Origin of the sequence: Mucilaginibacter defluvii, from assembly GCF_039543225.1 — a bacterium.
Lineage (GTDB): Bacteria > Bacteroidota > Bacteroidia > Sphingobacteriales > Sphingobacteriaceae > Mucilaginibacter > Mucilaginibacter defluvii.
Map to the genome: position 1 here is coordinate 2,070,957 of NZ_BAABJI010000002.1, position 14,156 is coordinate 2,085,112.

Genomic DNA, 14,156 nt, shown 5'->3' on the forward strand with positions numbered 1-14,156 from the left:
TAACTACTATTTTTATTTTTTAAAAAGCATGTTGCAGGTTATTTCCTTCCGCTCAAGCATTAGCTTATTAAACTGCTCCTCGTCCAGGTTATAAAATTGCTTGTACATGGGTTTCATAATCAGCGGATAAATCATCATCGAAAACATATTCATAGAAAAATGTATAGGATCCATTTGCTCGAGTCTACCTGCATCCATTTCCGCCTGTATCTGCCTCGAAAAATTCTCTACCTTTTCGCTCATGTTCTCTTTATGATAAAGATTACCATGCGTATTCATCTCAGTAATCAAAAAAGTCTCCTGATAAGGGTACTCCATTGAGTCGGCCATAAACACATCTATAAATTCCTCTACCTTTTTTCTAAAAGGCTTTTCGGCTTCCATAACCTGCACCAGGCGCGTGCTCAAATCATTCATTCCTTCCTCATAAACCTGCTTTATTAATGAATCCTTAGAGCGGAAATAATAATTTACAAGCGTACGGTTTACGCCCGCCGCGTCGGCTATATCCTGTGTGGTGGCATGCAAACGCCCTTCTGCAAAGAACACACGTTTAGCGGTGTCCTTTATAAGTTGTTCAGTACCAGTATCTCTTGTCGCCATAAAATGTTTGACAAATTTGTTAAACATTAGATTTAAACAGAAATTTTAATCTTAATTTTTGACTTATTTGACAACTTTGTGATATTTGGCACTCCACACCGACGTTATTATTACTTGAAGGATGGCTATACTTGTCCATCAACCTCGCTTATTAATTTAATATGTCAGATACTACCGAAGAAAAACGACTTGCAGATAATTATAACGGAAAAGCCGAGTGGACGAAATGGGGGCCTTACCTCTCTGAACGACAATGGGGCACCGTGCGTGAAGACTACAGCGCTAATGGAGATGCCTGGAATTATGTTACACACGACATGTCTCGCAGCAAAGCCTACCGCTGGGGCGAGGATGGCATAGCCGGCATTAGCGACGATAAACAACACATCTGCCTGAGCCTTGCACTATGGAACGGTAAGGATGCCATATTAAAGGAGCGTTTATTCGGATTGACTAACCATGAAGGCAATCATGGTGAGGATGTAAAGGAACTGTATTATTACCTGGATAATACGCCTACGCATTCGTACATGAAAATGCTATATAAATATCCGCAGCAAGCGTTTCCGTATGATTTGTTGGTTAAAAAAAATGCCGCCGCCGGGAAAGACAAACCTGAATACGAGCTAATAGATTCAGGCATTTTTGACAACAACGCCTATTTTGACGTTTTTACGGAATACGCAAAAGCTGATACTGACGACATACTGGTGCAATACACCATTTACAATCGCGGCAGCCAAAAAAGCGCCATTGATGTGCTGCCACAAGTATGGTTTCGTAAAATATGGCTGGGTAAAGATGAGAAACCGGTTATAAGGCAAAGCGGCAAAAACGCTTTTGAGTTAACATCAGCCAAAACGGGCACCTATTACCTATACTTCGAGCAGCCTACTGATACACTTTTCACCGATAACGAAACCAATCGCACCCGTCTTTACAAAGTTGCTAATGAATTGCCTTATGTTAAGGATGGCTTTAATGAGTATCTCGTTAACAAAAACGGTAACGCTGTTAATCCTGATAAAACCGGCACCAAGGCTGCCGTATGGCATCATATCGAGATTGAAGCAGGCGGCAAGGCCATCGTTCGACTACGATTGAGCCGGGTGGCCACCAACTCCCCCTATATAAGCTTTGATGATACGATGGCGGTAAGGCTGGCCGAAGCTGACGAATTTTATGCAGCTAAACAAAGCAAGATACAATCTGCCGACGCAAAGCTGGTACAGCGCCAGGCTTGGGCCGGATTGCTTTGGAGCAAACAATACTATAAATTTAATGTAAAACGCTGGCTTGATGGCGATGCGGGTAAACCAGTACCACCCTCAAGCAGGCGCAGGGGCCGCAACGCTAACTGGAAACACTTTGTAGCCGAGGATATTTTGCTGATGCCCGATAAATGGGAATACCCATGGTTTGCCGCCTGGGACCACGCCTTCCATTGTATTGCCGTTGCGCCTGTTGATGCCAACCTGGCCAAAAAGGAATTACAGATACTGATCGGTGTTAATCACATGCATCCCAACGGGCAAATACCGGCCTATGAGTGGGATTTTAATGATACTAACCCACCGGTACAGGCCATTGCTGCACTACAGGTTTACGAAATGGACAAAGCGGCGACCGGTAAAGGAGATCAGCTTTTCCTGGAGACTGTTTTTCAAAAACTGCTGCTCAACTTTACCTGGTGGGTTAACCGTAAGGATAGCGAGGGCAATAACATATTTGAAGGCGGTTTTTTGGGGCTGGATAACATTGGCATATTTAACCGCAGCCAGCCGGTACCGGGCGGCGGCTTTTTAGAGCAGGCCGACGGCACCAGCTGGATGGCCATGTACGCCCTCAACATGATGCGCATGGCTATGGAACTGGCCGTAACCAACAAGGCTTACGAAAGCATGGCCATAAAATTCGCTGAACACTTTATGTATATAGCGGGTTCTATCGCCAATATGGGTGAAGAAACTGAAGGGTTGTGGGATGATGAGGATGGTTTTTATTATGATCTGCTCAAAAAGCCCAATTGCAGCTGGGAACGGTTAAAGTTACGATCAATAGTCGGGCTGATACCGCTATTTGCCGTGAGCGTATTTAAAGAAAACCAGTGGCAGCAACTGCCTGAATTGATACACCGGTTAGAGTGGTTCAAGGAGCAGCGCCCTGATTTGGTAGCTCTGGTGAGCCGCTGGCGCGATGTAAACGGCGATCAGCATTTGTTTTCGTTACTACGGGGCCACCGCATGAAGCTGCTGCTGAAACGGATGCTTGACCCGGAAGAGTTTTTATCAGACTACGGTATACGCTCGCTATCAAAAATATACGAGCAGCAACCTTATAAATATATACTTAACGGTGCCGATTATTCGGTTAAATATATTCCGGGTGAAAGTGACTCGAATATGTTTGGCGGCAACAGCAACTGGCGCGGGCCTATATGGTTCCCATTAAATTACCTGATTATTTGCTCGTTAAGGCATTTTCACGAATATTATACCGATGATTTTAAGGTAGAATATCCAACAGGATCAGGCGATTACCTCACGCTTTCGCAAATAGCGGATGAACTGAGCAAGCGCTTGCAGAATTTATTCCTGACAAATGGAATGGGGGAACGCCCGGCAAACGGCGGCCGCGTTAAGTTTAACGCCGACGAGCATTTTGAATCCTACATTCCGTTTTATGAATATTTTAACCCGGAAACGGGCAAAGGTTTAGGCGCCAGCCATCAAACAGGGTGGACAGCCCTGGTAGCCTTACTTTTTTGAACCAGCGAGCTTGCGCCTAATATAGCGGCGTCGGCTTCCTTTAAATCGCTCAAAAGTAACTTAACCCGCCCCCTGAAAGCAGGGAGCAGGTTAAGTTCCATATACTTTTTAGCTGGCTTCAATAAGTAATCGCCCGCCTTTATAACGCCGCCAAACAGCACAATAGCCTGCGGGGATGAAAACATCACAAAGTTGGCCAAAGCCTCACCCAATATGCGCCCGGTGATCTGGTATACCTTTTGGGCCAGCTTATCGCCTTGCAGGGCACACTCGTTAATTACCTTAGCGGTAATATCATCAACCTTTATCTGGCGTAATTTACTATCAGGATATGCTTTCTTTTGCAACTGCTCCTTAGCGGTGATCACAATACCCGTTGCTGAGCAATAGGCCTCGACCGAACCACGTGAGCCGGTTGACCAGTGTTTACGCCCGCCCGGCCTGATGATGGTATGCCCAAGCTCACCGGCTATACCGTTACAGCCATAAAGCAGTTTACCATCAACCACGATACCACTGCCTACACCTGTACCCAACGTAATCTCAATAAAGTGCTGCATACCTTTGGCTATGCCATACTGCATTTCGCCTGCGGCGGCGGCGTTGGCATCATTGGTCAATATGCAGGGCAGATCAAACTTATCCGTCATCAGCTTGGCCAGCGGCACTTCATCCTTGCCCCAGGGCAGGTTTGGCGCATGGTCAATACAGCCGGTGTAAAAGTTACCGTTGGGCGCGCCCATACCAATGCCTTTTACGGTTTTATCGGTATGTTTTTTTATCAGCGGACTTACATTTTCATACAAAGCGTCAACAAACAATTCAACTGTAGTGTAATCGGTAGTTTTTATGCGGCCTTCGTCAAGTATATTACCTGCGCTATCAACCAAACCAAATTTTGTGTTGGTCCCGCCAACATCTATCCCTATAACTATCTCGTTACTGCTTGCTGCCATTAGTATAAATTACCGTTTTTATTTAGATGCCTTTGCTTCGTCAGTGAGTTTTGAGGCCGCGCCTTCGTCAACCATCCACGTCAGTTTGCCGCTTGCCGGGGCAAGCAGTTGCGACGGGTACTGTTCAAAATTACGCTCTCCCTCTAAAACCTCATGCAATGCCGATGCCTTGTTGGCACCAAATACCAATACCGCTACCTTTTGCGCTTTATTAATAAACGGCTCGGTAAGGGTTATACGGTACATTTGCTGTGGCTCCAGGTAGTAAGCATCTACCCATTTGGTACGCTCGTGCAGCACCTCGGTATGCGGGAACAGTGAGGCGGTGTGCCCGTCCTCGCCCATACCTAATATCAGCAAGTCAAAATTAGCTTCATCTTCACCAAAAAAGCCTCTTAATATCTGCTCATAATCGGCAGCGTAAGCCTTGGCATCCTTATCATCGCTCCACATCGGAAAAATGTTTTGCTTTGGGATGGGCACATGGTTTAGCAGGGTTTCAAAAGCCATTTTAGCATTGCTTTTCTCGTCTGTTAACGGCACCCAGCGCTCATCACCCCAAAACACAAATACCTTGCTCCAGTCAAGCTGGCTTTGGTATTCGGGCTGTGCCAGTATTTTGTGCAGCGTTACCGGTGATGAACCACCGGTAAGTGCTACGATAAAACGGCCATTTTTAGCGATTGCTGATGTACCGGTGCTGATAAACAGATCGGCAAGGGCGGTGCAAAGCTCTACGTTATCTTTAAATATACTTATCATGTTAGCAGTCTTTTTTACGGTCGTTACCATGTATGTTAAACGCCCAGATATGGCCTTCGCGGGCAATAAGCGCCTCTGAGGTTTCAGGGCCCCATGATCCGGCAGCATAGTTTGCGAAATCCAGTGATTCCCTTGATTCCCATACCTCCAGTATCGGCGTAATTACATCCCACGCTTCCTCCACCTGGTCAGATCTCATAAACAATGTAGCATCGCCCCTCATGGCATCAAGCAACAAGGTTTCGTATGCTTCAGGCGTTTGGGTTGAGCAGGTATCGTAATCAAAGATCATATCTGCAGGGTTCAGCTCCATTTCAAGACCGGTTTTTTTGGCCATAAAACGTAAACGGATATCCATCTGCGGCTGAATGTTGATGGTTAGACGATTCGCCATCAGGTTGTCCGACTGGCGCTCGTGGAAGGTTGAGTGCGGTACCGGTTTAAACTGTATGGTAATGGACGATGTTTTCTCCTGCATGCGTTTGCCGGTACGCAGGTAAAACGGCACATCCTGCCAGCGCCAGTTATCAATATAAAATTTGATAGCGGCAAAAGTTTCGGTATTTGAATGCGGATTAACGCCTTGTTCATGGCGATAGCCCGGCACTTTTTTGCCTTGCAGCCAACCTTCGCCGTACTGGCCGCGAACGGCATATTTATTTACCTCATCATGCTTCATGCGTCGAACGGCGCGCATAACATCAACCTTTCGGTTACGTACTTCCTCTGCCTTGAAAGATGCCGGAGGTTCCATAGCCACCATACACAGTATCTGCAACAGGTGGTTCTGGATCATATCGCGCAAAGCGCCCGAACCTTCGTAGTAACCACCACGATCCTCAACGCCTACCTGCTCGGCCACGGTTATTTGCACATAATCAATATAATTACGGTTCCATAGCGGCTCAAAAAGCGAATTGGCAAAACGGAAAGCTAATATATTCTGTACGGTTTCCTTACCCAGGTAATGATCGATACGGTATATCTGCTCCTCATTAAAAGTACGGGTAAGCAGCTTGTTCAGCTCGATAGCGGTTTCCTTGTTATGGCCGAATGGTTTTTCAATCACCATGCGGTCGCGCTCAATGTCAGCCGCCAAACCTGCTCTTTTAATATTAACCGTAACCGCCTCAATAAATTGCGGCGCTACCGAAAGGTAAAACAATCTGTTGGCACGTATGCCCCAGGTATTGCTCTGTTCTTCCATCTTGGTATTCAAATCAACATACGATTGTTCATCGTTGATGTTAGATTGAAAATAAGAGATAGATTCCTTGAAAACTCCCCATTTTTCAGGGTCAGGAGCCCCGCTACGCGAAAACTCATCCAAGCCTTCATGCAGGCGCTCCCTGAACTGGTCGTCCGTTAGTTCGGTACGGCCCAGGCCAATGATGGCAAAATTTTCAGGCAGCCAGTTTTCGAGGTATAAATTATATAATGCCGGTATCAGCTTACGTTTGGCAAGGTCACCTGTACCGCCAAATATCACCATAATTACCGGATGGTCATTTTTATTAACCGTTTTCATCTTTTGCGATTGTTTGGTATGAATTTGTTATCGTACTATTTCCACTCGGTGTGGAATACACCTTCGCGATCGGTACGTTCGTACTGGTGCGCGCCAAAATAATCGCGCTGCGCCTGTACCAAATTAGTTGGCAGGGTTGCACTGCGGTAACCATCAAAATAGCTTAATGAGGCCATAAACGCCGGTAGCGGAATACCTTTATCAATCGCTATTTTAATAATATCGCGGGTGTCGCCCTGTTTTGCCAGCAAGGTAGCGCCAATCTCTTCATCCAACAGGATGTTTGGCAGATCAGGTTGCTTTTGGAATGCCTTGCGGAAATCCTCTAAACATAACGCGCGGATGATACAGCCACCACGCCATATTTTGGCTACCTCCTCAAGTTTAAGCTCGTAGTTATACTCTTTTGAGGCTACAAATAATTGAGCCAAACCTTGCGCATATGTATTGATCATGGCAAAGTAGTAGGCATTTTTTAGCTGGGCTACAAATTTTTGCTTATCAACAGCGCCAATTTCAGTTGGGGCTACTTTTAATAATTCGGCAGCTTTTACGCGCTCGGTTTTGTAGGCCGACAGATCGCGCATGGTAACGGCGGCATCAATAACCGGAACGGGTACCTGCAGGTTCATGGCATCCTGCGATGTCCATTTACCTGTACCTTTTGAACGCGCGCGGTCAGATACAAAGTTTACCAGCAGTTCATCACTACCTTCATCTTTTTTCTTCAGGATATCTGATGTGATCTCGATCAGGAATGATTTAAGTTCCGTGTTGTTCCACTCCTCAAATATGGGCTGCAGCTCGGCATCCTCAAAACCCAGACCGCGTTTTAACAGGTCATAGCTTTCAGATATCAACTGCATCAGCGCGTACTCAATACCGTTGTGCGCCATTTTTACATAGTTACCGGCCGAGCCGTTACCCAGATAGGCTACACATGGCTCGCCATCAACTTTGGCGGCAATAGCTTCAAACACAGGGCGCAGGCGCTCGTAAGCGTTTTTATCGCCACCCGGCATCATGCTCGGGCCAAAACGGGCACCTTTTTCACCACCTGAAATACCCATGCCGAAAAAGTGGATGCCTTTTTCTTCCAATTCAGCCACGCGGCGGTCGGTATCAGGAAAATAGCTGTTACCACCATCAATTACGATATCGCCTTTTTCAAGGAAGGGTAACAGGGTTTGTATAGCGGCATCAACCGGCTTGCCGGCAGGCACCAGCAGCATAATCGCTCTCGGCGTTTTTATTGAACCAGCAAATTCCTCGGCAGATGTGGTGCCTTTTACCTGCTGACCTTCTTTAGCAGCCTTTTCAAAAGCGCTTGCCTTTTCACCGTCAACGTCCAAGCCTGCGGCGGCAAAGCCATGGTCGGCAACGTTAAGCAGCAAATTTCTGCCCATTACGCCTAAACCAACAATGCCAAAATCATATTGAGCCATAGTTTTTTGTTTTATTATATTGTGTTTCAGATTATAGTGTTTCAGTTAAACCAAACCCGGCAAGTGCCTGCCTGGTAGCATCAACATTTACATGATGAATGCCTTTGATACCTTGTGCCGCGGCAGCTTCCGTAAAAACCTTACGGTCGTCAATGTATAATACCTCTTCCGCTTTTACTTGCGACAAATCGAGCGCGGAAAGATAAATATCTTTATCCGGTTTGCGGGTATGTACAAAGCACGACGAAGCAAAAATATCGATCCATCCCGTAAGACCAAATTTATGTATGCGGTATTCGTTCAATTCTCGCCCTTCATTGTTGACGGCCACCGTTCTGAGATTATATTTTTTCTTTATACGACAAACCAGGTCGATCATTTCCTGATACGGAGCTGATTCGTTGTACATAAAATTGGTGAAATCATCCGGGGTAAAGCTACGCTCCTGGTGAAATACCAGCAGGTTAACATACTCACTAAGCGTCATTTTACCGGCCTCATACGCATCGAAAATAATACGGTGGCGCTCGTTCATATCAGCAAAGTCGAGGTTAAAAACCTCGGCGGCTTTTTGTCTGGAATTGCGGTCCCAACCATTGGTCAGGAACACACCGCCGAGGTCAAGAAAGAGTGCCTTTACAGCGGGCTGGCTCATGCAGAAACCTCCCCTTTTTTATCGGCTATGGTTTTCATAAGGCTATCAAAAGGTTTGATGAATTTCTGGATGCCCTCATCCTCCAATTTCTGGGTAACTTCGGGCAGGCTGATCTCTACCACATCTTCCAGTTGATAAAGCACATACCGCGCCTCCTCATAAGTACCATCCAGGCGAGATTCCGGGTTGCCATGATCACGGTAAGCGTTCAGCGTATCAACAGGCACTGTATTAACAGTTTCAGGCCCGATCAATGATTCGACATAAATAATATCGCTGAATGCCGGGTTTTTAGCGCTGGTACTTGCCCATAATAAACGCTGCGGTTTGGCACCTTTTACCTCAAGCGCTTTAAAGCGGTCGCTTTTAAATATGTCCTTATAAATTTGATAAGCAGCCTGCGCGCTTGAAATGGCCACCTTGCCTAACACCTTACGTGCAGGACCGGCTTTATCCGGGTTATCCTTAATTATGGCTTCCAGCATTGGATCAACCAGGCTATCGATACGGCTTAAAAAGAAACTGGCCACTGAGGCTACCTTATCAACAGATTCGCCATTGGCTAAACGCTTTTCGATACCGGCTACATAAGCCTCAGCTACCTCACGGTAACGATCCAGACTGAACAGCAGGGTAACATTAACGTTAATACCTTCGCTGATTAATTGCTCAATAACCGGTAAGCCCTCTTTAGTTCCCGGTACTTTGATCATTACGTTTTTGCGATCCAATAATTTCCATGATGAACGCGCTTCGGCAATAGTACCTTCGGTATTCAGCGCCAGGCTTGGCGATACTTCCAGGCTTACATAACCATCAAGGCCGTTGGTTTCCTGGTAAACACCCTGAAACAAATCCGCGGCAGCGCGAACATCCTCAACGGCTATCGATAAAAATATTTCTTCGGGCGTTTTGCCTTGTTTGGTTAACTCGGAGATCGACTCATTGTAGTCATCGCTTTTGGCAATGGCTTCTTCAAAAATAGCCGGGTTTGAGGTTAAGCCTTTCAGCTCGCCATCGTCAATTAATTTTTTTAGTTCGCCTGATTGTACAAACTTTCTTCTGATATAATCAAGCCAGATGCTCTGGCCATAATCTGATACTCTTTGCAGTGGATTTTTCATATACTTTAGTTTTTTTCTAATGCGAGAACTTTATCTAAACGGCGCTGAAAACGCTCGCCACCATCATACTTCGCGTTAATAAACGCGTGCGCCAGTTCAGTAATAAGCGATGCGCCCAATACACGGCCGCCAATGCACATCAGGTTCATGTCGTCGTGTTCAACGCCCTGGTGTGCCGAGTAACTTTCGGTAATTAATGCCGCGCGGATGCCCTTTATTTTATTGGCCGCTACCGATACGCCTACACCGCTGCCGCAAACGGCAATGCCTTTTTCAACCTCACCATCTACAATGGCTTTTGCAAGGGGCACCACAATATCCGGATAATCATCAACAGCGTCGTACTCGTGAGCGCCATAGTCAACAATTTCGTAACCTTCACTTTGCAGCTGTTTTACCAGCGATTGTTTTTGATCAAAACCGGCGTGATCGGCCGCTATTCCAATTTTCATAGTTATTATTTATTAAGGAGTGCTTTTGCCCTGTTGTAAACATTATCAATGGTAAAACCAAAGTGCGCCAGTACTTCCTCGCCAGGCCCTGATTCGCCAAAGCGGTCTAAACCGATCACATCGCCTTCGGCGGTAATGTATTTGTACCATCCTAAGGTAACACCAGCTTCGACGGCCAAACGTTTGTGTACAGTTGGCGGCAATACGCCATCGCGATAGGCATTATCCTGCTTTTCAAATAATTCCCATGATGGCATGCTTACTACACGTGCGTTAACACCTTCGGCAACCAATTTTTCGTAAGCGCCAATAACCAACTGAACTTCTGATCCTGTAGCCATCAGGATAACCTCCGGCGTATCTGATGTGCTGGCCAGTACATAAGCACCTTTTTCCACATTGCTGGCAGGGGCGTATTTTGCGGTATCAATAACCGGCAGTTTTTGCCTTGACAGGATCAATGCTACCGGACCATGTTTACGTTGTATGGCAATGCGCCACGCGGCTACAGTTTCGTTAGCATCAGCCGGACGGATAACCGTTAAGTTCGGCGTGGTACGCAATGAGGTTACCTGCTCAACCGATTGGTGAGTAGGGCCATCCTCGCCCAGGGCGACACTATCATGCGTAAAAATATAAGTAACCGGTGCTTCAGTAAGCGCGGCCAGGCGGATAGAACCGCGCATGTAATCAGAGAAAGTTAAGAAGGTGGCGCCATAAGTACGGATACCGCCGTATGATGCCAGCCCGTTTAAGGCCGAGCCCATACCGTGTTCACGTACACCAAACCAGATGTTGGCATCCTGGTAACGGCCCGGCTGAAAACTTAACGCGCCATCTTTTGGCGTTTCGTTAGAGCTGGCCAAGTCGGCAGAACCACCTATTAACCACGGAATGCTGCTGCGCAAAGCATCAAGCGCCTTGCCGGATGCCTGACGGGTAGCTAAGGCTTCGCCTGCTTTATATTCAGGCAGTTCTTTATCCCAGCCTTCGGGCAAGTCGCCCTTAACAGCCAATTGCAATTGTTTTTTTTCTTCCGGATAAGCCTCGCCATATTTGCTGAACAGGCTCTCCCATTCTTTATGCAGTTCGGCACCTTTTTTACCAGCTTCGGCTAAGTGGGTTTTTACTTCTTCGGGGATTACAAAAGTTTGTTCAGGGTCCCAGCCAAAAAACTCTTTGGTTTTTTTCAGGTTATCAGCACCCAGCGGGTTACCGTGAACTTTATTAGTACCCTGTTGCGGGCTACCATAACCAATTATTGTTTTTACCGATATCAGCGATGGCTTATCAGTAACCGCCTGCGAGGCTAAAATAGCTTCTTCAATCGCTTTCAGGTCGTTACCATCCTCAACGGTAATGGTATGCCAGCCGTAGGCTTCGAAACGGGCGGGTACATTTTCAGTAAATGCCAGCTCGGTTGATCCATCTAACGAGATCTTATTATCATCATACAAGTAAATGAGCTTACCTAATTGCAGGTGACCGGCCAATGATGCAGCCTCTGATGCTACACCTTCCATCAAATCGCCATCGCTCACAATAGCGTAGGTGTAATGATCGGTTAGTTTATGATCGGGTTTGTTGTAAGTGGCACCAATAAACGCTTCGGCAATAGCGATACCTACGCCATTACCAAAACCCTGGCCCAGCGGCCCGGTGGTTACCTCGATACCTGGTGTTAGCACTGATTCGGGGTGACCGGGGGTTTTTGAACCTAACTGCCTGAATTTTTTCAGCTCATCCAACGGCAGATCGTAACCATATAAATGCAGCAGACTATATAATAATGCCGAACCATGACCTGCTGACAGCACGAACCTGTCGCGGTTTGGCCATTTTGGGTCGGTGGGGTTAAATCTTAAAAACTTGCTCCAAAGCACATAAGCCATAGGCGCGGCGCCTAACGGCAAACCGGGGTGCCCGGAGTTGGCTTTCTCAACCATATCGGTTGACAGGAAACGGATAGTGTTTACACTTAATTGTTCAATTGTGTTGTCTTTCATAGTAGTAGCTGTCTGTTAAATATAAAGTTACAACTTGTATTGTAAGATGTATGTTAAATTCAATTCTTTACATCAAACGTATTAGATAAATACCTAATCGTTGCAAAAAAGGTTTGAGAAACGTTTAGTACGTGACGGAGATATGATAAAACGCGATTAATTTTAATTATTTTTTAATAATTGACAGATGCGAATCACATATTTTACTAATACCTGCAATAAAATAGCTTTAATCAAGCGGATACAATGCGAGAAGCTTAAGCAGCACGCCATTTGTCCAGCCAAAACCATCCTGTAAAGGGTATTCACCACCGCCGGCTTTGGCTGCATTGCCTTTAAGCTCAATATTATATTTTTCGAGCAATTTTCCGGTTTGCTTAAAGGCTGTAACGTTTTGATGGAGCCAGTCCATAGCAATTGTGCTGGCCAATGCGGTCTGCTTATAATTGCGCAGGCCCATTATTGTAACGTATTGCAGCGGTGCCCAGCCGTTAGGCCTGTCCCACTGCTGGCCGGTATTTTTTAAGGTTGTTGACACACCACCGGTATGCACAAAGCTGTTTTTTATTTTGGCCGATACCTGCCTGGCCTGGGCATCAGTAGCTATATTAAAGAATAGTGGAAATGCCGCAGCTATGGTTAACTCGGCTGATCGCTTTTTGGTTTTCCAGTTATAATCCACATAAAATCCTTGCTTAGCATCCCAACAATACTTAATAATGGACAGGCGGCGTTTTTGTGCTTTGGCCGAGTAAACTTCGGCCTGTTCTGCCTTTCCACCTTCACGGTAGCTACGCGCAATCACCAATTCCAGGTTATATAATAAGCTGTTCAGATCAACCGGAACCAGTTTAGTGGTTTGTATGCTATGCAGGTTTTTACCATCAGCAAACCAACGGCTGCTAAAATCCCAGCCCGACTCGGCAGCCGCGCGGATGTTACGGTAAAACTGAGCTTTCGGCTGTTTGCTCTTTGCGGCTTCCAGTACATCTTCGCGGTATGATTCCTCGCGCGGCTGATCACTATCGTCCCAGTAACGGTTTAAAACCTCACCGCCGGATAGCTTAACCACACGCCGGTGCGCTTGCCCGGGTTTCAGGCCGATGGCGCCATCCATCCAAAAAGCGTATTCCTTTAATAACTGCGGCTGATATTTTTTGTAAACGTTATTACCCTTGGCGTCGGCCAGCAGCTTCACCATCATGGCAAAAAAGGGCGGCTGCGAGCGGGTTAAATAATAAGTACGGTTACCATTGGATATATGCCCATATTTGTCAATTAAAAAGGCAAAGTTATCTACCATGTCCTCGATTACGTTTACCTTGCCGGCCTGCTGTAAGCCCAACATGGTGAAGTATGAATCCCAGTAATACACTTCCCTGAACCTGCCGCCGGGTACTATGTATGGGTGAGGTAACGCCAATAGTGAAGTACCTTTTGCGGTATCCGGACTGCGTTGCAACACCGTCCATAACGTGTCGATGTGTTTAACAATGCCTTTTGATTGATCGCTTTTAAACACATCCGTATTAGCAACCGGCTCCTGAAAGTATTTGGCAACAAAGGCTTTTAAATTAAATCCGTCCTCGTCCTTTTGCGAGGCGTATGCTTTATTAATTACATCAGCACTTGCAAGCGGCACGGCATCCGGAAAGGTTTTGCCATCGGCATAAACACGTTCCATCTGCACCCGCTTAAATAAATCCGGGTATAGTTGTGCGGGAGTTTTAACCTGGGCTGCCGCTGTTAATGAGCAAACGGCAAACCATAAGAATAGTAGCTTCCTCATATAACTGTAACGGTTAAAATTTGAAATTGTAAGGCAAAAAATCAAAATCGCATGGTCAAACAGCTAAT

The 14,156-nt window shown here is 46.2% G+C and carries 11 protein-coding genes; 1 reads left to right on the top strand and 10 read right to left on the bottom strand.

Going from position 1 to position 14,156, the window contains the following annotated elements; genetic code table 11:
- Positions 1-12 precede the first annotated feature (12 nt).
- A complete protein-coding gene (locus ABD960_RS15455) occupies positions 13-603 on the bottom strand; it encodes a TetR/AcrR family transcriptional regulator (protein ID WP_345332109.1) in 591 nt (196 codons plus the stop codon).
- A 161-nt stretch (positions 604-764) separates the two neighbouring features.
- Between ABD960_RS15455 and ABD960_RS15460 the strand changes: the two genes are divergently transcribed.
- Entirely contained in the window at positions 765-3,371 is a 2,607-nt protein-coding gene (locus ABD960_RS15460; protein ID WP_345332111.1) for an MGH1-like glycoside hydrolase domain-containing protein, read from the top strand.
- On the opposite strand, the gene ABD960_RS15465 is transcribed toward ABD960_RS15460, so the two are convergent.
- From ABD960_RS15465 to treF, 9 genes are all read right to left on the bottom strand, one after another.
- On the bottom strand, positions 3,332-4,327 hold the full coding sequence (locus ABD960_RS15465; protein WP_345332113.1) for an ROK family protein: 996 nt from the start codon (positions 4,325-4,327) through the stop codon (positions 3,332-3,334). The genes ABD960_RS15460 and ABD960_RS15465 overlap by 40 nt on opposite strands.
- Before the next feature lie 18 nt (positions 4,328-4,345).
- Positions 4,346-5,089: a 6-phosphogluconolactonase gene (pgl, locus tag ABD960_RS15470; RefSeq protein ID WP_345332115.1), complete on the bottom strand. Its 744-nt coding sequence runs from the start codon at positions 5,087-5,089 to the stop codon at positions 4,346-4,348.
- A gap of 1 nt (position 5,090) precedes the next feature.
- Entirely contained in the window at positions 5,091-6,617 is a 1,527-nt protein-coding gene (zwf, locus tag ABD960_RS15475; protein ID WP_345332117.1) for a glucose-6-phosphate dehydrogenase, read from the bottom strand.
- Between the two features lie 35 nt (positions 6,618-6,652).
- A complete protein-coding gene (gndA, locus tag ABD960_RS15480; RefSeq protein WP_345332119.1) occupies positions 6,653-8,062 on the bottom strand; it encodes an NADP-dependent phosphogluconate dehydrogenase in 1,410 nt (469 codons plus the stop codon).
- Positions 8,063-8,093: 31 nt separating this feature from the next.
- Positions 8,094-8,717, bottom strand: a complete 624-nt coding sequence (locus ABD960_RS15485; protein ID WP_345332121.1) for an HAD family hydrolase — start codon at positions 8,715-8,717, stop codon at positions 8,094-8,096.
- Positions 8,714-9,841 carry a transaldolase gene (gene tal / locus ABD960_RS15490; protein WP_345332123.1) on the bottom strand — a complete coding sequence of 376 codons (1,128 nt, stop codon included), beginning with the start codon at positions 9,839-9,841 and terminating at the stop codon, positions 8,714-8,716. Before tal ends, ABD960_RS15485 begins: the two co-directional genes overlap by 4 nt.
- Before the next feature lie 5 nt (positions 9,842-9,846).
- Entirely contained in the window at positions 9,847-10,293 is a 447-nt protein-coding gene (locus ABD960_RS15495) for an RpiB/LacA/LacB family sugar-phosphate isomerase (protein ID WP_345332125.1), read from the bottom strand.
- A gap of 5 nt (positions 10,294-10,298) precedes the next feature.
- Positions 10,299-12,299 (bottom strand): transketolase, encoded by a 2,001-nt coding sequence (gene tkt / locus ABD960_RS15500; RefSeq protein WP_345332127.1) that lies wholly within the window; start codon positions 12,297-12,299, stop codon positions 10,299-10,301.
- Between the two features lie 229 nt (positions 12,300-12,528).
- On the bottom strand, positions 12,529-14,088 hold the full coding sequence (gene treF, locus ABD960_RS15505; RefSeq protein WP_345332129.1) for an alpha,alpha-trehalase TreF: 1,560 nt from the start codon (positions 14,086-14,088) through the stop codon (positions 12,529-12,531).
- Positions 14,089-14,156 lie beyond the last annotated feature (68 nt).

Coding starts and splice junctions, on each gene's coding strand:
- ABD960_RS15455 (WP_345332109.1), bottom strand. CDS start 603: ATGGCGACAAGAGATACTGGTACTGAACAACTTATAAAGGACACCGCT.
- ABD960_RS15460 (WP_345332111.1), top strand. CDS start 765: ATGTCAGATACTACCGAAGAAAAACGACTTGCAGATAATTATAACGGA.
- ABD960_RS15465 (WP_345332113.1), bottom strand. CDS start 4,327: ATGGCAGCAAGCAGTAACGAGATAGTTATAGGGATAGATGTTGGCGGG.
- pgl (WP_345332115.1), bottom strand. CDS start 5,089: ATGATAAGTATATTTAAAGATAACGTAGAGCTTTGCACCGCCCTTGCC.
- zwf (WP_345332117.1), bottom strand. CDS start 6,617: ATGAAAACGGTTAATAAAAATGACCATCCGGTAATTATGGTGATATTT.
- gndA (WP_345332119.1), bottom strand. CDS start 8,062: ATGGCTCAATATGATTTTGGCATTGTTGGTTTAGGCGTAATGGGCAGA.
- ABD960_RS15485 (WP_345332121.1), bottom strand. CDS start 8,717: ATGAGCCAGCCCGCTGTAAAGGCACTCTTTCTTGACCTCGGCGGTGTG.
- tal (WP_345332123.1), bottom strand. CDS start 9,841: ATGAAAAATCCACTGCAAAGAGTATCAGATTATGGCCAGAGCATCTGG.
- ABD960_RS15495 (WP_345332125.1), bottom strand. CDS start 10,293: ATGAAAATTGGAATAGCGGCCGATCACGCCGGTTTTGATCAAAAACAA.
- tkt (WP_345332127.1), bottom strand. CDS start 12,299: ATGAAAGACAACACAATTGAACAATTAAGTGTAAACACTATCCGTTTC.
- treF (WP_345332129.1), bottom strand. CDS start 14,088: ATGAGGAAGCTACTATTCTTATGGTTTGCCGTTTGCTCATTAACAGCG.